Origin of the sequence: Undibacterium sp. TJN19 (assembly GCF_049339485.1) — a bacterium.
In the GTDB taxonomy this organism is placed as follows: domain Bacteria; phylum Pseudomonadota; class Gammaproteobacteria; order Burkholderiales; family Burkholderiaceae_D; genus Undibacterium.
In genome coordinates, this window is the sequence record NZ_JBMPPL010000002.1 from 626,965 (window position 1) to 648,090 (window position 21,126).

The 21,126-nt window shown below is 54.9% G+C and carries 16 protein-coding genes; 11 read left to right on the plus strand and 5 right to left on the minus strand.

Going from position 1 to position 21,126, the window contains the following annotated elements; genetic code table 11:
- The first annotated feature begins 126 nt into the window (after positions 1–126).
- The 5 genes from ACO0LH_RS11075 (at position 127) to ACO0LH_RS11095 (ending at position 6,099) form a co-directional block, all read left to right on the plus strand.
- On the plus strand, positions 127–960 hold the full coding sequence (locus tag ACO0LH_RS11075; protein ID WP_422941128.1) for a substrate-binding periplasmic protein: 834 nt from the start codon (positions 127–129) through the stop codon (positions 958–960).
- Positions 961–1,188: 228 nt separating this feature from the next.
- Entirely contained in the window at positions 1,189–1,671 is a 483-nt protein-coding gene (locus ACO0LH_RS11080; RefSeq protein ID WP_422941129.1) for a MarR family winged helix-turn-helix transcriptional regulator, read from the plus strand.
- Between the two features lie 44 nt (positions 1,672–1,715).
- A complete protein-coding gene (locus ACO0LH_RS11085) occupies positions 1,716–3,236 on the plus strand; it encodes an efflux transporter outer membrane subunit (RefSeq protein WP_422941130.1) in 1,521 nt (506 codons plus the stop codon).
- Positions 3,236–4,555, plus strand: coding sequence for an HlyD family efflux transporter periplasmic adaptor subunit (locus ACO0LH_RS11090; protein WP_422941131.1), 1,320 nt, complete (start codon positions 3,236–3,238; stop codon positions 4,553–4,555). The genes ACO0LH_RS11085 and ACO0LH_RS11090 overlap by 1 nt, the downstream gene beginning before the upstream one ends.
- A complete protein-coding gene (locus tag ACO0LH_RS11095; protein WP_422941132.1) occupies positions 4,555–6,099 on the plus strand; it encodes a DHA2 family efflux MFS transporter permease subunit in 1,545 nt (514 codons plus the stop codon). Before ACO0LH_RS11090 ends, ACO0LH_RS11095 begins: the two co-directional genes overlap by 1 nt.
- Positions 6,100–6,344: 245 nt before the next feature.
- On the opposite strand, the gene ACO0LH_RS11100 is transcribed toward ACO0LH_RS11095, so the two are convergent.
- From ACO0LH_RS11100 to ACO0LH_RS11110, 3 genes are read right to left on the minus strand one after another with little or no spacing between them, the layout of a single operon-like run.
- Positions 6,345–7,127: a 3-hydroxybutyrate dehydrogenase gene (locus ACO0LH_RS11100; protein WP_422941133.1), complete on the minus strand. Its 783-nt coding sequence runs from the start codon at positions 7,125–7,127 to the stop codon at positions 6,345–6,347.
- A 10-nt stretch (positions 7,128–7,137) separates the two neighbouring features.
- Positions 7,138–7,884: an acetoacetate decarboxylase gene (locus ACO0LH_RS11105; protein ID WP_422941134.1), complete on the minus strand. Its 747-nt coding sequence runs from the start codon at positions 7,882–7,884 to the stop codon at positions 7,138–7,140.
- 2 nt (positions 7,885–7,886) lie between these two features.
- Positions 7,887–9,011 carry a patatin-like phospholipase family protein gene (locus ACO0LH_RS11110; RefSeq protein WP_422941135.1) on the minus strand — a complete coding sequence of 375 codons (1,125 nt, stop codon included), beginning with the start codon at positions 9,009–9,011 and terminating at the stop codon, positions 7,887–7,889.
- Between the two features lie 58 nt (positions 9,012–9,069).
- Between ACO0LH_RS11110 and ACO0LH_RS11115 the strand changes: the two genes are divergently transcribed.
- Positions 9,070–9,243, plus strand: a complete 174-nt coding sequence (locus ACO0LH_RS11115; protein ID WP_422941136.1) for a hypothetical protein — start codon at positions 9,070–9,072, stop codon at positions 9,241–9,243.
- An 18-nt stretch (positions 9,244–9,261) separates the two neighbouring features.
- Here the strand turns inward: ACO0LH_RS11115 and ACO0LH_RS11120 are convergent, their stop codons facing one another.
- Positions 9,262–9,459 carry a hypothetical protein gene (locus ACO0LH_RS11120; RefSeq protein ID WP_422941137.1) on the minus strand — a complete coding sequence of 66 codons (198 nt, stop codon included), beginning with the start codon at positions 9,457–9,459 and terminating at the stop codon, positions 9,262–9,264.
- Between the two features lie 370 nt (positions 9,460–9,829).
- On the opposite strand from ACO0LH_RS11120, the gene ACO0LH_RS11125 reads away from it, so the two are divergent.
- On the plus strand, positions 9,830–10,318 hold the full coding sequence (locus tag ACO0LH_RS11125) for an MgtC/SapB family protein (protein WP_422941138.1): 489 nt from the start codon (positions 9,830–9,832) through the stop codon (positions 10,316–10,318).
- 47 nt (positions 10,319–10,365) lie between these two features.
- Here the strand turns inward: ACO0LH_RS11125 and ACO0LH_RS11130 are convergent, their stop codons facing one another.
- Positions 10,366–11,568: a DUF2252 domain-containing protein gene (locus ACO0LH_RS11130; RefSeq protein ID WP_422941139.1), complete on the minus strand. Its 1,203-nt coding sequence runs from the start codon at positions 11,566–11,568 to the stop codon at positions 10,366–10,368.
- 219 nt (positions 11,569–11,787) lie between these two features.
- Here ACO0LH_RS11130 and ACO0LH_RS11135 point away from each other — a divergent pair, with 219 nt between their 5' ends.
- The 4 genes from ACO0LH_RS11135 to ACO0LH_RS11150 all read left to right on the plus strand — a co-directional run bounded on the left by ACO0LH_RS11135 (position 11,788) and on the right by ACO0LH_RS11150 (position 21,017).
- Entirely contained in the window at positions 11,788–14,760 is a 2,973-nt protein-coding gene (locus tag ACO0LH_RS11135; protein WP_422941140.1) for a LodA/GoxA family CTQ-dependent oxidase, read from the plus strand.
- Positions 14,760–15,878, plus strand: a complete 1,119-nt coding sequence (locus ACO0LH_RS11140) for a tryptophan 7-halogenase (protein WP_422941141.1) — start codon at positions 14,760–14,762, stop codon at positions 15,876–15,878. The genes ACO0LH_RS11135 and ACO0LH_RS11140 overlap by 1 nt, the downstream gene beginning before the upstream one ends.
- Positions 15,879–16,026: 148 nt before the next feature.
- A complete protein-coding gene (locus ACO0LH_RS11145; RefSeq protein ID WP_422941142.1) occupies positions 16,027–19,371 on the plus strand; it encodes a hypothetical protein in 3,345 nt (1,114 codons plus the stop codon).
- The gene (locus ACO0LH_RS11150) at positions 19,368–21,017 is read left to right on the plus strand and encodes an SWIM zinc finger family protein (protein WP_422941143.1); all 1,650 of its coding nucleotides are present in this window, start codon (positions 19,368–19,370) and stop codon (positions 21,015–21,017) included. The genes ACO0LH_RS11145 and ACO0LH_RS11150 overlap by 4 nt, the downstream gene beginning before the upstream one ends.
- The last annotated feature ends 109 nt before the right edge of the window (positions 21,018–21,126 follow it).

Here is a 21,126-nt window from a genome sequence, read left to right on the forward strand (position 1 = left end):
TCTATCCGGGGCTTGTGAAGATGGCGGTATGCAAGTGCCTGTGCAGAAGAAAATCTTTTACCTGTTTATTTGCCCGCAAATCGATCCTGTTATCATGTTGATCTTCTCTATTTCGTTATAGAAAACATGCAATTCATAACAAAAAAGCGCGCAAAAAAGCACGGCGGCAAGCTTTTATCTGTAAAAGTCTTGTCGCTGGTCTTGCTTGGCAGCTTGTTGTTGCCCTGCCCGACTGAGGTGTTGGCTGCAACGCGCGAGGTGGTGGTATTGATACCTGACCCTATCAATGCCAAAGGCGAACATGCACCGATACCGGCTGACCGCCAGCGCATGCTCGACTATATCGCGCGTGAAGCAGATGTGCATTTTGATGTGCAGCGTTATCCGTGGAAGCGCATCTTCATGCTGGCTGAAGGTGGCGAGGGCATGATATTCGGCTTGTCGAAGACCGCTGCCAGGCAGCGCATCTACCATTTTTCACGGCCCATCTATGCCAATTATGTGTGGCTGGTGACACGCGCAGATGCGCGGTTTGCTTTCAAGACACTGGCCGACCTGAAGGGCAAATCCATAGGCATCGTCGCTGGCACCAGTTATGGCGACCGTTTTGATGAACAAAAAGATAAATTGTTCAGGGTGGAGACCGACACCAATTCCATGGTGGCCCGTTTCAATAAACTAATCAACCGGCGTATGGATGCCATGGTGATCCATGACCCCGGCAGCGATGCGCGTTCGCTCGAAGACCGCATCAACCGCTATGTGGGCAGGCAACTGGCGGCAGAAGACAAGCCCCCCGTCAGCTTCAGCGTGTTGCCTTATCCGCTGCTGGTTGATGATATTCATTTTGCGATACGCGCTGACAAGGATGACGGCCTGATGAACAGGATAGATGCCGCCATCGCCAAAGGGCGCAAGCTGGGGCTGGTGAATCTGGATATGCCCAAACCCTCGCGTTGAATCATGCGGTTTTGAAAGAAGCTCGACGTGAATGTGAGAGGCTAGGCACATATCTGCCGCGTGTCCATTTCTATTTTTACCTCTGTGTGTCCCTGTTTCAGCCCTTGTTCAGTCTGTATTGCTTCTTTAAACAAGGGTTTTCAAGGTTTTTCTTATTGCGCTGCAAAAATTTAAAAGCTGGTATATACTGTTGACTAGTCAATGATTATTTGAGTCAAGAGTTAAACCATGAGCACTGAAAACCAAGCCCCTGTATTCGATAGCCAAATGGTGGAAGAGAGTGTCGGTTACCTGTTGGCGAGGTCGAAAACCATGCTTTCACGCAGCATAGATGAGGCTTTGCGCCGTCTCGATATTACCCATGCGCAGGGTAGTGTTTTTATGTTGCTGGCAACAGGCAAGAGCAGTACCGCCGCAGAACTGGCGCGTGACCTGTTTATTGATTCAGCAGCAATGAAACGTACGCTAGACAAGCTTGAAGCCAAGGGTTTCATCGAGCGTGTGTTGTCTGATCATGACAAGCGTTTGTTCAAGCTTGAACTCACGCCGGAAGGCAAGGCCATGGCAGCGCGCCTGCCAGCGATTTACACCGAGGTACTTGATATAGGCTTTACCGGTTTCAGCCCAGAAGAAATCGGTTTTTTGAAATCTTTGTTACGTAAGCTATTGGCCAATCGTCCTTTGCTTGAATCCATGGAAAATGATTGCTAAGGCAATGAAAAATACTGATCTTATCTAAGTCGGAACCGCGTATTATGAAAAAACATCATTTCAACATCCAGTCTGCCAAGTCAGCCACCCGCCTGGTGCTGGCGGCAAGCGCGCTGGCAGTCTTGTCGGCCTGTGTCAGTTTCCAGGGCATACAAAGCCAGGCACAACTGAAAACCATGAGTGACTATGGCGGCGGCTTCCCGTCCCAGAGCGCGACCGGCACCTGGCCAGACAGCCAGTGGGCTGGCACGGTAGGCGGGGCTGAACTGCAAAAGCTGATCGACCAGGCGCTGGAAAACAGCCCGGGTTTGCAAGCAGCTGCGGCGCGCCTGACGGCTGCCCAGGCAGTCACTGCCGTTGTCGCTGCCAATGAATTGCCTTCAGTGAATGCCAGTTTTGACAGCACTTACCAGCGCTTTACTGAAAAGGGCCTGATCCCGCCACCGTTGGCAGGCACTTACAATACCAATAACCAGCTTGCTTTCAATGCCTCGTATGAATTTGATTTCTGGGGCAAGCACAGCGCTGAAATGCGTAGCGCCATGTCGCAGGAAAAAGTCGCCGAAGCCGAAAGGCAAAGCGCCCGCCTGACGCTGAGCAATGCCATTGCCCGCAGCTGGCTGCAACTGGCGCGCCAGTATGCGCAACTTGAATTAAGCCAGCAGCAACTGGCCGTGCGTGAAAAGCTCGACAAGTTGACGCAGCAACGCGTCAGCGCCGGCCTGGAAACCAATACCGAAATCCAGCAAAGCCTGATCCAGGTATCGGGCCTGAAAACCGAGATCGCCCAATGGCAGGAATCCATCGCCCTGACACGTAACCAGATCGCTGCCTTGCAGGGTTTTGGGCCAGAGCAGGGCAAGCTGATCCCCAAACCCAGTTTCAAGCCTGGTATTGATAATGCATTGCCTGCCAGCCTGCCGCTGGAATTGTTGGGCCGCCGTCCAGACATCGTGGCTGCCCGCTGGCGTGTAGAGGCCAGTCAGGGCGATATTGATGTCGCCAAGACGCAGTTTTATCCCAACATCAACCTCGTTGGTTTTGCTGGCTTGTCCAGCCTGGGTTTAAGCAATTTGCTGAAAACCGGCAGTACCATCGTTGGCATTGGCCCGGCCATACGCCTGCCGATTTTTGAAGGTGGCCGTTTGCGCGCCCAGCTCAAAGGCAAGGTCGCCGCCTATGATGTCGCCGTTGCCACTTATAACCAGAGCCTCAGCGATGCCTTGCATGAAGTGGCTGACCAGGTACAGATCATGCAGGCCAGTCAGGCCCAGGCCAATCAGCAAAAGACCACAGAGCAAGCCGCCCGCGCCAGCCTGCAACTGGCACAGCAAAGACAAAAAGTCGGCACGGTCAATATGCTGCCCGTGCTGGCCGCAGAAAGCGCCTTGCTGGCCCAGCAAAAATTGTCGCTGGACATGGCAGTACGCCATACCGAAAGCCAGATCAACCTGATCAAGGCACTCGGTGGCGGTTATGAAAGCAAGATCAATTTCGCCGCACCTGCCAGCAACATCAACAACAATACAAACGCTCACGTCACATCTACTTCGGAGGCAGCGTAATGAACGCCCCTACACAAAATCAATCTACACCTGCTGCAAATCCTGCTTCGACTCCCGCTGCAACAACAGCAACGACGGCAACGACTGCACCAGCAACGGCTGCACCAACTTCGTCATCAGTGCCACCAGCCCCGCCAGAAAACGGCAAGCGCCGCGGCCTGCTGCTGATCGTGACCTTCATCATCCTGGTGGCGGGCATCGCCTATGGCGCATGGTGGTATCTGGTGGGCAGCAAATTTGAACATACCGAAGATGCCTATGCTGCCGGCAATGTTGTACAAGTGACTTCGCAAGTCGCTGGCACCGTGCTGGCGATTCATGCTGACGACACCGACATGGTGCAGACTGGCAAACCCCTGGTTGAGCTGGACAAGACCGATGCCAAGGTCGCCGTTGAACAGGCAGAAGCGCAACTGGCACAAACCGTACGTGAAGTGCGTGTGCTGTTTGCCAATAACGGCAGCCTGCAGGCCAATGTCAGCCTGCGCAGTGCTGACCTGGAAAAAGCCAGGTCTGACCTGGCACGCCGCCAGCAATTGCTGAGCACCGGTGCTGTTTCTGCTGAAGAACTTGAACATGCACGCAATGCCGTCAAGAGTGCCGAATCAGCCCTGCTGGTCACGAATGAACAACTGGCATCAAACCGCACACTGACTGAAAACACCACCGTTGCACAACACCCCAATGTCTTGCGCGCCGCTTCACGTGTGCGTGAAACCCTGCTGGCCTACAGCCGCACCACCTTGCCAGCACCAATGACAGGTTTTGTTGCCAGACGTGCCGTGCAGGTTGGCCAGCGCATTGCCCCTGGTGCACCGCTGTTGTCCATCGTGCCTTTGAATACCCTGTGGGTGGATGCCAACTTCAAGGAAGTGCAACTGGCCCATATGCGCATCGGCCAGGATGTGGAACTGCATTCTGACCTGTATGGCAGCGATGTCACTTACCACGGCAAAGTGCTGGGCATGTCGGCAGGTACCGGTTCTGCGTTTGCCTTGTTACCTGCGCAAAATGCCAGCGGTAACTGGATCAAGGTTGTGCAGCGCGTGCCAGTGCGTATTACACTCGACCCGAAAGAACTGGAAGCCCACCCTTTGCGCATCGGCGTATCGATGCAGGTTCAGGTCAATATTTCACAGCAACAGGGTGCACCTGTCGCCGCTGCTGCCGGACGTACCACACCAGCCTACCAGACTGCCGTGTTCGAACAAAATGGCAAGGACGCTGACCAGCGCATAGCAGAAATCATTGCGGCTAACCTGCCGCTGGCAAAAGCTACCGCTGCCAATGCAGCTAACACAGCAGGCAAGGCCAAGTAATGAGCGCCGCACCACATGCCCCGCTGAAGGGCGGGCAACTGGCCATGGGCACGCTGGCGTTGTCGCTGGCGGTCTTCATGAATGTGCTGGATTCGTCCATCGCCAACGTGTCAATACCGGCCATCTCGGGCAACCTGGGTGTGTCACCGCAGCAGGGTACCTGGGTCATTACTTCTTTTGCCGTCGCTAACGCGATATCAGTGCCGCTGACCGGCTGGCTGACTACCCGTTTCGGGCAGGTGCGCCTGTTCATGTCATCGATCTTGCTGTTCGTTATTTCTTCGTGGCTGTGCGGTATGGCGCCCAACATAGAAATGCTGATCGCCGCCCGTATCTTGCAGGGTGCTGTCGCCGGGCCGATGATACCGTTGTCGCAGGCGTTATTGCTAGGCAGTTATCCACCCTCAAAGAGTTCAATGGCGCTGGCGCTATGGGGCATGACCACGCTGGTGGCGCCCATCATGGGGCCTTTGCTGGGGGGCTGGATTTCGGATAATTATTCCTGGCCGTGGATTTTCTATATCAACATCCCTGTCGGTTTGTTTACTGCCTGGGCGACATGGTCGATTTACCGCAAGCGCGAATCCCATATCAAGAACCTGCCTATCGACAAGGTCGGTCTGTTTCTGCTGGTGATCTGGGTCGGGTCTTTGCAGTTAATGCTGGACAAGGGTAAAGAGCTGGACTGGTTCAATTCTGGCGAAATCATTTTGCTGACCGTGATTGCTGCCATAGGTTTCATTTACTTCGTCATCTGGGAACTGGGGCAAGATCATCCCGTCGTTGATTTATCGCTGTTCAAAGGCCGCAATTTCAGCGCTGGCGTGATTGCCATTTCCATTGGTTATGGCCTGTTCTTCGGCAGCCTGGTCATCATGCCTTTGTGGTTGCAGACACAGTTGTCCTATACCGCGACCGAGGCGGGCAAGGTCATGGCACCGGTGGGCATTTTTGCGATCTTGCTGTCACCCATCATCGGCAAGATATTGCCCAAGGTGGATGCGCGCCGCATTGCTTCCATCGCCTTCATGGGTTTTGCCGTGGTGTTCTTTTTGCGGGCGGGCTTTAATACCGAAGTCGATACCTACAGTCTGCTGGTACCCACGCTGATACAGGGTGCGGCAATGTCGATGTTCTTCATCCCGCTGACATCAATCATCCTGTCTGGCCAGCCGCCAGACAAGATACCGGCGGCGTCTGGCCTGTCGAACTTTGTGCGTATCATGTGCGGCGGCATGGGTGCCTCTATCATGACCACCCTGTGGGATAGCCGCAGCAGCCTGCATCATGCGCAACTGACCGAACATACGGGCAGCAGTTTCCCGGCCTTCATGCAAAGCGTACAGGGCTTGATGTCGCAGGGGATACCAGAACAGGGTGCCTACGCCATCATTGACCGTACCATTAGCGTACAGGCCAGCACCATGGCTGCCACCGATATTTTCTGGATGTCAGCCTATATGTTTCTGGGTTTGATTGGTCTGGTATGGCTGACCAAGCCGAAGAAATCGGCTGTGCCGGTGGATGCGGGTGGGGCGCATTGAGGTAGTACATTTTTTCATCGTGATGCTTGCAATCACGCAGGTTGGGCCGCTGGGCTACGGTTTACCAGTTCAACACTGAGCTTTTAATTAACGAATACGTTATTGAAAGGCCGGGTGTTGGGCTGATGAAGCGTAGCCCAGCGGGGCCCGGTCCAACCTACAAACCCGGACCAATCTACAAACCCGGCCCAACCTACGGGAGCCGGGTCCAACCTACAAACCCGGCCCAACCTACACTTACCTCATCACTGCATATGCCAGCCGTGGCTCACGGTGATCGACTGTCCTGTCAGCGCATTTGAACCAAATGCTGCCAGGAAAATCGCTGTCTGTGCCACGTCCTGCACGGTGGTGAATTCACCATCGACAGTCTCTTTCAGCATCACGTTCTTGATGACTTCTGCTTCACTGATGCCCAGCTCTTTTGCCTGTTCCGGTATCTGCTTGTCCACCAATGGCGTACGCACAAAACCCGGGCAGATGACGTTGGCGCGGATGCCGTTTTTGGCACCTTCCTTGGCGACCACTTTCGCCAGGCCGATCAAGCCATGCTTGGCTGTCACATACGGCGCCTTCAATGGCGAAGCTTCATGCGAATGCACTGAACCCATGTAGATGATAGCACCGCCTTTGCCACCGGCAATCATGGCGCGCATGGCTGCACGGGTGGTCAGGAAAGCGCCGTCCAGGTGGATGGCAGTCAGCTTTCTCCAGTTGTCCAGGCTCAGGTCAACGATAGGGCTGATGATCTGGATGCCTGCATTGCTGATCATGACATCAACGCCACCATAGGCTGCAACGACATCGGCCACGCCTTTGTCCACTTGTGCTTCGTCAGTCACATTCATGGCCACTGCCATGGCTGTGCCACCGGCTGCTTCGATTTCTTTGGCGGTTGCCGTTGCTGCGTCCAGCGCCAGGTCAGCGATGACGACTTTGGCGCCTTGCTTGGCGTATTCAAATGCAATTTCCTTGCCTATACCACTGGCAGCACCGGTAATGATGGCAACTTTATCTTTGAGTAACATGAGTAGTCCTTTACTTTTTGTGGGTGAGGTAATCGTAGGCAACCGTACCGTACGGCAGGGTCAGGTCAGCCAGGATATGAACTGCGGATAAAACTTCCAGCACCGGCAAGGCTGCCACCGGTGCCAGGGCGTGGGCATTGAGGTCAAGTGCACCCGGGCCGCCCCAGGCACCTTTGATGATGATATCGGTCAGGCTGTATTGCACCAGTTCGCAGATGCGTGGCGTGCCATCGACATGCGGAATAATTTTCAGCAAGAAGCTGGGTGCCGCCATCGAGGCTTTGACCGCTTCAGAGTCGAGCTTGGTATGCTTGAAACCCATGCTGCCGGTTGCGACACGAAAATCACTGTAATCGAGTGTGCCCATGAGCGTGTCTTTATGCACGCGCAATTCAGGTTCGCCCAATTTTTTTGGGAAACCCCATAACTCGCGGCCAGCTGCAATGGGCGGGTGGTCATTGAGATACATGCTGTGCACATAACCACCGGCAACGCCGTCGAGCGTCACCGGTATCACCTGTCCTGATTCACAATAATGCCCAAAGCCGGTGGAATCAGGCATGTTGATGAATTCAAACTTGACGACCGGCTCTGTCATCTTCAATGGCGCAGGAATGATCTTTGCCAGCAATTCAGGGTCAGTGCGGTAAGTAATGATCAGGTATTCACGGTCAGTAAAACGATACGGCCCCGGCGGGAAAGCCGAATTGCTGTAAGGCATGGCAAATGCATTCTGGCGAATCTCATCTTCTGTCATGGTCAGTCTCTTTCCTGTAGCAGTTCGTGAATAATCAACCCGGCATGCGGTGGTAAAGGTTGCAGCCAGGATTTGTGTTTGAGTGCACGCTTGCAATCATGAATGCCGGCATCCCAGCGCGCCTGTACGGTAGACGTGCTGAAATCGACATCCTTGAAATAATGGTCACCTGGCAAGGCCTTCATGATGAGGTGAACGACATTGACGGTGTGGTCGCAGCCCATTTGCACAAAAGGGGCGATGTCTGCTTTTTTACGTTCAGCAGCAGGCAGACGCTTGCTCAGTTCGCGGATGGCGCGCTGCATGTCCTGTATCTTCTGGTGCATCAGCAACTGTTCTTTTGAACGGCTGGCGTACTGTATGCTTTTATAGCGTGTCATGGCATCGGCGATGGACGTTGGCCGCGATTCTGTCGGGTCCCACAGGTCGATCATGAAACACAGGGCATCGCCATTGCGTTCTTCACTGAGAAATACTTCCATCGGCGTATTGGAATAGACACCACCATCCCAGTACGCATGCCTGCCGATTTTTATCGGTGGAAAACCCGGTGGCAAGGCGCCGCTCGCCATGATGTGTTCAGCGGTAATGGTATCTTTTTTGCTGTCGAAGATAATGCCCTGGCCATTGTCAATATCCACGGCACAAACGCTCAGGCGTATCGGGCCTTTGTTCAGGTAATCGAAATCGACATATTTTTCCAGCGTGATTTTCAGTGGCGACGTGTCGTAGAACCCGGCCTGATCGAGCGGCACTTTGGCATTGATATCCCAGGCTGCACCAAAGCGCGGCTTGAAAAAACCGTCTACCCCGTTCATCAATATACCCAGGGTATTGATGTCGCTGGTCATATTCATCCACGGCGTGAAACTGGGTGTGAAGCTGGGCCAGAAACTGTCACGGTGAGCGGCGTCGGGTGCCAGGCTGCTCCAGAATGCGCGCAACTGACTGACGCGTTTTTCAGGCGGGTTGCCAGCGATCAGTGCCGCATTGATGGCACCGATTGACGTGCCGATGACCCATTCAATGTCAGTATTGGATTCGCTTAATTGCTGGTACACCCCGGCCTGATACGCACCAAGGGCACCACCGCCCTGAAGTATCAAGACTGTATTTTGTTGCGGCATGTTGGGTCCTTAAGGAAAGTGTTTCCACATAAAAACAACGTGAAAAGAGACAAACTTGATGGCTGAACGGAAGCTGCCGCAATACGGCAGAAGCCTGCTGGAAGGACTTGATACGGATGTTTCATTTGCATTGGCGATAGCCAACCCGGGAAGAATGCACTGCTGCCACATGCCTGCCAACATATCCGGCATAGAAAATATGGCAAGCCATCCGCCAGGCTTGCCATGGTGAACATGGAATCGGGGCGTATTACGAAAAGCCGCCCAGTTGTGCCAATTTATGTTCCTGGCCATCATGGGTCACGGAAATGATATCGACCTGAAACGGCGCGTTCAGTTCATGGCGCAGATTTGCCCCCTTGTTGACGGTAGCAAGGAAGTCGTCACCGGCATCGAGTGCCCTGGTAACTTCATTTTTTTCATCGCGACAAATTAAACGGTAATGCATGGTTTTCCTAACGGGAGAATACTTGATCAACGATGAGAAGCGTCACCAGCATTGCGGCATTGCAAGACGGGAAGCAGCTTTTAGCTGGCAGCCCGTCAAAAATCCACGATGACCGACGAGGGCACTCATCGCACTTATTGTTTATTGTTGTTACCAGCGCATTTTAACATGGCTGTTTTATACATTTTTATCCTGTCAGGCCAGACATGAACAGTTGGGCATCTTGCTGACGCCCCTGGTATTGCAAACTGGCTTGCCATGCCAATTTAACGCTACAATCCATGCAATCCATGCGTATGTGCAATGAAAATGCCGCACATGCACAAAATACTGACAGTTTCCAGAAAATACCACAAAAGAAGGGCTTTGCATGCTCAGTTACACGGAAATTATATTTCGACTTGTATCAGCCGTTTTGATAGGCGGCGTGATCGGCCTTGACCGCAATCTGCATGGCAAGCCCACCGGCATCAAAACCCTGGGCCTGGTGGCGATGGGGGCTTCGCTGCTGAGCATGACGGGCATGAACTTCAGCATGGTGCAAGGCAACCTTGACACCTCGTCGGTCAGCCGCGTCATCCAGGGCATCATCACCGGCATCGGTTTTCTGGGCGCAGGCGTGATCACGCATGACCTGGTCAAAGACCGTATTCATGGGCTGACCACTGCCGCATCGATCTGGGTGACAGCCGCATTGGGCATTGTTTGCGGTGTTGGCTATTGGCAAATCGCAGGTATTGCCATGATCATTGTCGTATTGCTGTTCACCATAGGGCGGCCACTGGAAAAAATGCTGCATCAGAAGTGGCTGGCAAAAAGCACCGAAGAGCGCGCTGCCATCACCAAGCATGAAGAATAAAACCAGCTATTGCTGCAATCATCCTGACGGCATCTGCACAGCAGTGTCTAGGAAACGAACTTGTCTTCATCATAATGCTGGCAATAAATTTGCCAGTCATTGACGACCTGGCTTGCACATTGGGTGCTTAATGCCATTATCTTTGCGACCCAGGTTTTCTTGTTGGCAAAGGCCATCAACTCGTCAGCATTGGCTGCACCACCGCGGCCAGAGCTGCGCAAATGGGCAGATGCCAGCAGCATGGCCATGGTTTGTATGGATTTTTCAAAATCCTTTTCAACCAGATTGGCTTTGGTGACTGACAGCCTGTCATCGGTCGGCAATAAAGACCGCAGGACATACGATTTTTTCCCTATGCTCATGGTTTGCAACGAGGCCACCGACACCGCCTGCATGCGCTTTTGCAAGGTGACGATGCGTTCAGCTTCGCTTTTCCATTTGCCCTGGTCAATGCCTGTATAGCTTGCCATGGCCGAGGGCAGGGCTTGCTTCAAGTCCAGCAGGTAATTACCTTCACTGCCACCTTTGCCGCGCACCAGCAGCAGGTAACGGTTCACCCCCAGGCTGCCCGTGCCAGCAATGCGTATTGCCACATCCAGCACCTTGAAGAATTTTCTGTTGTCCTGTTTTTCAGCAAAGTTATTGATCCATACCGCAATGTTGTCACGCTGCTTGACGGGCACGGCCAGGGTCTTCTTGCCATCAATGATGATCTTGCGCTTGTCGCCTTTGAGGTAAGTGCGACTGTTCACAAAATCACTGTGCTGGCGCGTTCTGACGCTATCGAGCAATTGCCGTATCAGGCCGGTGGCATTGTCGCGTTCGACCCAATAGGCTTTGCCATTGGCCAGCACATTGCGGTAAGTCTTTAAAAACGACAGGCAGAGCAGATGCGCATCAGCCTGTGCGATGCCCAGGTTGGGCGCGGCGACCAGGATGCTCGATGCCAGCCGTATCAGATCCCAGCTCAAAGGGGCCAGGCCGGCCTCATCAAAATCATTGATGTCGAAATAGACCAGGCGGTTATCGCCTTTATAGCAACCAAAATTTTCCAGATGCAAATCGCCGCAACACCAGGCCAGCGGTGCTTTTTCAAGCAGCAGGTTCTTGGGTAGACGGGCGTAGAACAGGTGGCAGGTTCCCCGCAAGAAAGTAAACGGGTCTTGTCGCATATTGCGGTATTTCATGGCCAGCCGCTGCGGGTCGCGGCTTGCATTGAAATTACGGATGTTCTTGATGACGTCTAGCATGTTGCGAAACCTAGCTTTATGTTGTTTGTAAAAGAATAAACGTTAAACAAGGTAAAAGGCAATTGACAAAAATTTAAGATTATCAAATAATCATTTCAAAAAGAATAATTTGTTTTGACAATTACGACATGATTCAAGCATGAATCAAGTATGAATCAAGACTGTAATTGACAGCCATCCCGCAGCATCGCCATCAAGAACCCATCACGGAGACCCAGCATGAGCAAGGAAACAGATCCCATCCCAAAATGCTACGACCAGGCCAGCCAGGCACCAGAACGCCTGACCGAAATGTTTGTCGGCATCGCACAGGAAAACCGCATCAAGCTGGGGCAGCGGCCAGCCGAACGGGCGGTGTTTCGTAAGCTGCACGGGGTGGCCAGCGCCAGGCTGGTCATGGAAAAAAAGATACCCAAGGAATTGAAGGTCGGTGTTTTCAGCCACGACAGCCTGCAAGCCTGGGTGCGCTTTTCCAGCGACACGACACCCACTTCACCTGACCTGGCATCGACGGTAGGCATAGGCATCAAACTGTTTGGCGTACCCGGCCCCAAGGCGCTCGGCGATGATGGCGACACGGCTGATTTCATCATGCAGAACTTCCCTATTTTCTTTGTGGATAATGCCAAAGAGATGGTGGAATTTACCTATGCTGGCGTGGTTGCGGGTGATTACCCCGGCTATCTGAAAAAACACCCTAAAACCGCCAAGATACTGGACCAGATGGAAAAGGTCGAAGGCAGCGTGCTGACCACGACTTATTGGGCTATCCTGCCGTTCAAGGCGGGTGAAAAGCATTACGTCAAATATCGCCTGGAACCCGTCACACCGCCAGAAAATGTACCGAATGACGAAAATGATTATCTCGCCGTCGATATGTGTAACCGCCTGGCAAAACGTGAATACCAGTTCCGTTTCATGGTGCAGCTCAGGACCAATCCCAAGACCATGCCCCTGGATGAAGCGACGGTGGAATGGCCAGAAAAAGAAAGCCCCTTCGTGCATGTGGCCACCCTGATCTTGCCGCAGCAAGATGTCAGCGTGCGTGGCCAGTCGGAATATGGTCAGGGCCTGGCCTTCAATATCTGGCGTGTGCCACCTGTGCAGGCACCGGTAGGTTCCATCGCTGAAGCGCGCAAGGTCGTGTATGCCGCCGGTGCACGTGCGCGTCATGAAGCAAATGGCCAGGGCACGCAAGACCCCAGCGAGCCACGCACACCGCCTGCGGCTTGTCCCTTTCACGCGGTAAGTGCGGCGAAGACGGAGGCTGAGTCAACGCCGGTAAAAGATACCTGCATCGTCAAGGCCGTGATTTATCCGGCGATTGGTGTAGCGCGTGTTGGCACCAGCAAGGATGAATGGTTTCTCGGGCCAGAAGTGCCGTATCCGAAAGCCGAAGCCCCCGGTTATTATCGCGATGCAGAAAAAAAACTGAAACGCCAGGGCGCAAAATTTCGCCTCTACGGCGTCAATGCCAAAGGCGACATCGTCAAAGAACTCAATGCAGGCAATGCCAAAGTTGAATGGCAGGTGCAACTCGCCAATACCAAATCAGCCTGGTATGGCTTTCAACTGGCGCTGGATATACCGGAAGCCGCATCAGCACCGCAGACCACCTTGCGCAATGCGGCAGTGCCTGACCGCAGCCAGTTGTCCATCACACCGAAGGCCAGAAAAATCGCTGGTAAAAAATCCAGGCCACATCGTTTTGATGATGGCAAATTCATGGGCAAGAATGTCTACCTGGGCGAAGCCTTTTCGGATGAAAACGGTCACCTGATTGTACTTGGCGGGCACGGTGTTTCATTTTCCTACGACAACAGCCGTGCCATTACTTTTGCCAACAATGAAGGCTGGTGTGACGATACCTCTGACGGCCCCATCAATGCCAGCGTGGTCTATGAAGGCCAGCCGCTATTGGTGGAACCCGCCTGGGTGGTGGTAGCGCCACCCAATTACGCGCCACAAAGAAAATCAGTGCGCACCATGTGGGATCTGATGCGCGATGTTGCCATCACCGCAGGCTGGCTGCCCAAGCCCACACGTCCCAGTTTTACCTTTGATATCTTGCCGCTGTTTGAAAGGCTGAATGGCCTGCAATGGGTGAACGCAGGTTTCAATGCCGGCTTCGGCTGGAAAGGGGCTATCGACCTGACTACGCCAGACGTACTGTCACGCCTCTCCAGCACGGCCACCGCCTATGTAGAATTGCGCCGCACCATCGCCAACCAGTTCCGCAACTATAAGGTCGATGCCTGGTCACCCAAGCCCTGGCCGTGGTTGTATGGCGATGCCATGGCGATACCGGCAGCACAGACACCGCGCCAGAATGCGTCACTGACAGGCACCCAGCTTGCCATGCTGGCGGAATGGGCAGAAGGCAATTTTGTCGAAGACTATGACGCGCAGCGACGCCACCCGGCCAGCATCGATGAAGTGCCACTCGAACAACAGGGGGATACGCTGACCCAGGCCGCACTGGAGTTTTGCCTGGCCGACGCCTTCCACCCTGGTTGCGAAATGACCTGGCCGGTACGCACCAGCACCATGTATATGGCACCTTTCCGTTTTGCCCATGCACTTGATGGCTGGGTCGCCCCTGGCCTGGGTGAAATACTGACCAGCGATGGCGTGACCATACCGAACGGCCCGCTCTATGGCCAGCAGGCCGGTGGCATCACACGCTGGATGGCCGTGCCGTGGCAGACTGATACCGCAAGCTGCCGTTCAGGTTATGACAAGGCCTATGATCCTTACGTGCCCAGCTTCTGGCCGGCGCGCGTGCCTAACCAGGTCATCACCAAACAAAACTATGAAGTGGTGATGGATGGCAGCAAGCCGCTGGGCGAAAGGCTGGCGGCCTTTGCCAACCGCGCCGCCTGGATCAACCCGCTGGGCACTACCAGTTATACCGACCAGATCAATAACATGATCCATCATTTTGATCACCTGGGCGTGGTCGAAGTGCACCCCGGCCCGCCTGACCATGACAACTTCCCGCGTGAGATTGAGGTGGAAGACCAGCATGTGCCCATCAAGGACATGCCTAATCCAAATGCCCAGCATAATCAGCACGATCAGCACGACCAGCAGCATGTACGGGTTGGTGCGGCCATCACAGAAAGCGCTGATTCACTGGATTTGATGACGATAGAAAAAGTCCGGCGCTTCCCGCGTGGCCTGCACCGCTGATGCCGGCAGTGCAGGCTTTGCAGGTCGACGTACTGGTGGTAGGGGCAGGGCCGGCCGGTGCGGCCTTCGCCCTGAACCTGGCACCATTCAAAAACCTGCTGATGATAGACGCCGCCGCGCAGCCAGAATTGCGCATCGGCGAGTCTTTACCTGCCGCTGCCGCCAGGCTGCTGGCAGACATGGGTCTGTACGACGATTTCATCCGTCAGGGCCATTGCCCGGCACAGCTTAATACCAGCAACTGGGGCGGGGTAGGGCATGTTGAGCAAGATGCCATGCGCAATCTTGATGGCCACGGCTGGTATCTGGACCGGCTGCAATTTGATACCTGGTTGCAGCAAGCCGCACAACAGCGTGGCGCAGCCTTGCTGCAACAGACAAAATTGCTTTCCTTCCAGCGCGATCCGGCAGACAAAAGCTGCTGGCTGGTGGAGTTGGATAGCAGGGGCAAACTGCTCACCATTCAAACCCGCCTCATGGTCGACGCCACCGGCAGAAAATCGCTGATCGCCAGGCGCAACGGCGGTAACCGGCGCGTACATGACAAGCTGTCGTGCAGCTGGATCATTGGCCAGGACCATGCCAACACCGCCGGTGTCAGCGATTTGGTCGCTGAGGCGGGTGGCTGGTGGTATACCTCGTCCTTACCCAATCAGGGACGCATCCTGGCGTTTTATACCGATGCTGATTTACCGCAGGCGCATGCCACCAATCACCCCATCGGTTTGATGAACCGGCTGGCTTTTCAGGCAGCTTTGTCGCAACAGCTACGTGACTATGGTTTTGAGCCTGGCAGTCAGCACGGCTTTTGCGCCGCCCACAGCGCCACGCTGGACCGCATCGCCGGCGATGGCTGGGTGGCAGTGGGCGACGCCGCCATCAGCTTTGATCCCTTGTCTTCGCAAGGCCTGTTCAATGCTTTATATACCGGCCTGGCTGCCGCTGAGGCAGCATCACGCCACCTTGCTGAGGGTGACGCCGCCTGGGGCGATTACCGGCAAGAAATCAGCCGTATACAACTGGCTTACCAGCACCATCTGCAAGCCTGGTATGCAGAGGAAACCCGCTGGCCAGACCAGCTTTTCTGGCAGCGCCGCCAGGCGGGGACGTCTCTCTGACGGACAGTTTCCAGCTTTTGCTGAACGGCTGGAAAACGCTTACATTTTGAAGCAAACTGCCTGTCATACCGTAAATAAAGATGCCATAATGCTCTCCTTTTGATATTGCCCCTCTTTATTTTATCGATCCCGTTCGGAGCGTTCTGGTATGCAAGGCATGATTAAACTGGTGAAACTCGTCCGCAGCAAGCCGCAGGAAAGGCATTGCGAAATCGAGCTATGCCAGGCGGCAACAACCGCAGATGGCGTCACGCTTTATCTCGTCAACCTGCGTGAAGGCCACCCGGATGCAGAATGGCAGGAAAGCAGCAAGACGCCTTTCCCCGTCAGCCTGGAAAACGCGGAACATATTTTCGCCCAGAACCTTGCCAGCAAGCTGGAGCAGGGATTTGTCGATGTCAATGCGCCAGTCCCAAGCCCAGTCACTGTCCCGGCCGCAGCCGGCGCTGACAAAAAACCAGACGCCATGCAATGGGGCCACACCGCACAAACCCTGGTCGAAAAAATCGCCAGGCCCGCATCTGTGATTGAGCAAGAAAAAATCCTGCTTGACCGCGTGCAGACACGCCCGTGGTCTGGCCTGTCACAGGTAGAGCGCACACGCACGGTCTGGCGCATTGGTGAGCGTCGCTTGCAGGCCGCCGTACCGCGCCTGGTCGAGCTGCTGGAAAGCGGCACGGCATTGCTTGATTATTGCCTCGCTTATGCGATAGGGCGTTGCGGCGATGCTGGTGCCGGCATTGCCATGCGCGAATTAAGCCAGCGTTCCAAATACAGCCATGTCAGGTATATCGCCGTGCAAGCCTGGCTGGCGTTGGCAAGCCCCGCAGTGCGTGAGCAATATGCACAAGAACTCATCGCCAGCTGGCCAGATGAATTGCAGGCTGCGTGGAAACAAGCTGAAAAACAAGACAATATTGATGAAGTGGCGCTGGCGCTGCTGTCGTCAAAGCGCTGGAAAGACTGGCGGCATGACGACTGGCTTGAGCAAGTCGATTGCGTCGCCCTGTCGGGTTCATCAGCCATTGCCCGCCCGCTGCTGTTGCAGCAGCTAGCCAAGCTGACGGTGAATACCGACGTGTTTCGCGCTTTCCGGCATATCTACAAGGCCGCTGAATTTCGTGCCGATGCTGAATTGTTTGGCATCTTGCACCAGCGCTTTGAACGTGCGTGGCCGCTGTTTTTACAGTCGGCCTATAGAGAATATGTGTATATCGAACACCGTGCAGTCCGTTTTGCCGATGAAATAAAAAAGCCCAATACCCGCATTGCCTATTCCAATCTCACGCGCAATTACCTGCGCCGCCGCAGCTGGCGTACATTGCGCCGCCTGGGTGAATTGCAAAGCCCCGATTTCGTCAACATGGCAACCGGCGCCTTGCTGGCCTGTGATGATGCCCATGCAGGCAAGGCCCAGATACAAAGGCTGATGGAATGGAACCGCAGCACCCGCTCTTACGATACCGAATTGCGCTATCTGAGCCCGTATGCGCAATGGATGCTGTTTAACCAGCTCGTGCATCAGCACAATAGCGCTTTCACCACCAGCCGTTCGGCAAAAAAATGGTGGGTGCCGGTGACATCGGAAGCGCTTGATTATCCGCCGCGTACGGTGCGGCAAGAAGCTTTCCCGCAGTTGTGGGATGCTGCCCCTGAAAAATTATTGCAACTGCTTGATCATAGTCTCTGCTTTGGTGTACATGCCTTTGCCGCCCGCGCCCTGGTCGATAACCAGGCGTTTTGCGCACAACTGCAAGGGTCGCAACTACAGCACTTGCTGCAAAGCCCCTACCTACCCACCAAGGAATTTGCCTTTGGCGTCGTCAGGCAACGCTTTGCAAACCAGGTGCCTGATCTGAGCTGGCTGAGTATCTTGCTGACTGCCGATTATGTACCGGCTGCTGAATATGCCCTGAGTTTCATCAGCAAGACGCCAGAAGTGTATGCGCAGGAAGCCGGTCTTTTGCTGGCCATGATCACCAGCCCCCTGGTACGTGTGCGTGATACCTGCCGTCTGCTGACGCAAAGTGCATCTGCTGCCACGCGCCAGCAAGTGCTGACGGCATTCACGCAATGGGTGCAGAACGCCACGCTGACCGATGCGCAGGTACAGGTGTTGCAGGCTGACCTGCAATGGCTGGTACAGACCGTGCTGGCCGACAGTGTGGCGCAATTATCTGACCAGGCTTTATCGGTCTGGTGCAATTTGCTGGCGGCACCGGCATTCTGGCAACAGTCGCTGGCGACCGATGTGCTGGTGGCTCATCCGGCAGGTATTGCCCATGTGTCGCCGCAGGTATTACGCGGCTTGTTGCAGGATGTTGATGCCGGCAGGCAAAGCCTGGGCAGCCGTTTGTTTGCCGCCTTGCCCGCAAGCCTGCTCGTAGAGCAGCCAGACCTCGTGGCGACACTGGCGACTGCTGACGATGCGCGTGTGCGTGCCGCCATGCATCCTGTCATCGAAAAACTCGCAGTACACACGGCATTTGCCACAAAACTGCTGGCGCACCTGATCGACGTGATCTTCCGCAGCGACACGGCTGACGGTGAAGACAGTGTGCATGCCGATATCATCGCCTGGTGCAGCGGCTCCTTGCTGGCCAGCGCACTGGCCCTGCCTGATGATACGCAATGGCGTTTGCTGCAAGCCCGCAGCAAGGGCGCGCAAAGCCTGGGGGCGATGTTGCTGACGCATGCCAATTCGCAGCTGCCAGCCAGGCTCAGCGTGTTGCAATGGGCCTTGCTGGGCAGGCATGCGATCTTGCAGGTACGCCTGCGTGCGCAGGAATTCTTTACGCAAAACCTGTCCCTGGTCCGGCTGCAACTTGATGATGCACTGCGCATACTCGATACCCGCTGGCCAGAAACACGTGCCTTTGCCACCGATTATTTTTCAAGATACATCAATGCCGAAGAGTGGCAACTGGCCCAGTTGCTGGCCTTGTGCGACCATCCGCAAGCCGCCGTACAAAGACTGGGCAGGCAATTGATTACCCGTCATTTCAGGATGGAAGATGCGGCTGACTATGTACTGAGCCTGGCACAGCATCCCTCGGCCAACATGCAGCTGTTCGTCAGCCATTGGCTGGAAAGCAGTGTCGAGGCTGCTGCAAATACTGCTGCAAATACTGCTTCCAATACGGCTACCAATGCTGCGGACATGCAGCAGGGTTTGCAGTATTTGCAGCAATTGCGCCCTTACTTTCTCAGTGTGCTGTCGCATGTCAACAAGGCGCGCACGGTTAAAAACCGCATCATCAGTTTCCTGCAAAAACAGGGGCTGTTGTCAGCAGGCCATGCCCGGTTTGTTGCCGCCATCTTTACGCGCCAGGTCCTGACCGTGGCGATACAGGACAGGGCGCAGTACATCGTCGGCCTGCACCAGTTGCAGGCGCTTTACCCGGCGCTGGCGCAAGAGGCAGACTGGCCCATGCAGACCATTGCGCCGCGCCTGCTGGCAGATCAAACCATCATTTCTGCGGAGCCTGTATGAAGTTCCAGTACCGCTATTTTGGCAATAGCCAGGTCAGTGACAGCACCACGGCCACAACCATGCAGTTCGCGCCAGACACGCTGCGCGCACCGACTTATTTTGCCGCCACGCTGCAACCCACACTGGCACTGGCCTATCGTGAAGCCATCAGCGCCATGCATGATGTGGTGGTATCGGATTTGCGCACCCAGCCCAAAGACCGCAGCGCCTATTTTGCCTGGCTGGCAGAAAACGAAGCCGGTTTGCTGGCTGAATTCATGGCGCAGGGCAAAGAGTTACGTGAAAAAATCACTCCCCTGCAAGCAGAACTGACGCGGCTGCGTGGTGAAAAGCAAAAGCAGATGCAGCCTTTCTACAAGGCGCAGCGCGCTTATTTCGATTACCTGTACAAAGAAAACCGCGATATGTGGATCGTGCTTGATCCTGTCATCACGGTGCATCCCGACAAGGTGTTCTTTGAATGCTTCAGCCGTGATGAATCGACTTATGCCAGCCTCAGCTGCCGTCACAATGTCTTCAATCACCTCGGTGAGTTCGCCTGCGGCACGACGAATATCGATTATTCAGCGGCCCTGTATGAAGAATTCCAGAAAATACGCGCCTACAAAGAAACCCGGCTGGACATCCAGGCTGACGGTTTCCAGGTACAAACCGGCCATGATGAGCAATTCCATGAAGCCAAGATTGATTTGCCAGACAGCTGGATGCGCGGCTTTTTGCAGGTCAGCACGGCCATGTCCATGCCTGCCCACAAGCTCGACCTGCACCCTATGGATGTGCACAGCATTTGCCACATCCTGCGCCGCAAGACAGAAAGGGTAGGGCCACGCTCTATCCGTTTCATCCTTGAGCCAGGTCAGCCCATCACCATGCTGTTTGAACCCTGGGGCATCAGCCTGGTTTGCCAGCGTTCCATCTTCACCGGCAAGCAGGCGGCAGAAGTCAGGATGTGGGGGCGCAGGCGCCTGCTGACGCTGGAAAGGCTGATCGGCGTTGCCGACAAATTTACCGTCATGCTGATGGGCACAGGCCTGCCCAGTTTCTGGATAGCACATCTGCCTGAGATGGATTACACCCTGGGCCTGTCAGGCTGGACAGCCAACGACTGGTCACGTGCAGGCCAGTTTGATTTGCTGGCACCCCGGCACGATGTCGATGACAGCACCGCGCAGGCCGTGGCACAGGCGCTGTCTGCGCGCTGGTTTGCCAGCCCGGCTGAATTGGCACAGCAATTGCAGATAGAGCAAAAACTGGTGGCGTCCGCATTGACAGGTTTGATGCAGGCAGGCCGCGTCGTGTATGACGCCGTTGACCAGGTGGCCCGCTGGCGCGATTTGGTGCGTGAACCCATCGACGTACAAAGCCTGCGCTTTGCCAGCGAGCGTGAAGCCCTGGCTGCGCAACTTGTGCATAAAAACCTGATGCTGGATTTGCAGTCATCGAAAACTGCCGAAGGCGGCGTCGCCTGGCAGGCGAAAGTCAGTGCCAACATGAGCAATACCAAGAAGTTACGCAATACCAAAATCGTGTTGGACAGTGATGACCGACTGGTTGATGGCGATTGCAGTTGCGATTATTTCATCCGCAACCGCCTGTTTCGCGGGCCGTGTGAGCATATGCTGGCCATCCGCCAAGTCGCGCGCTGATAAATGCGGACTGACGAGAAAACCGCCCCAGCGGCGTTGCAGCGCCTTGTCGTACTTGCGTACTGCCTGCGTCGCTGCGACTTGCTGGAACGGTTTTTCGTCAGTCCTG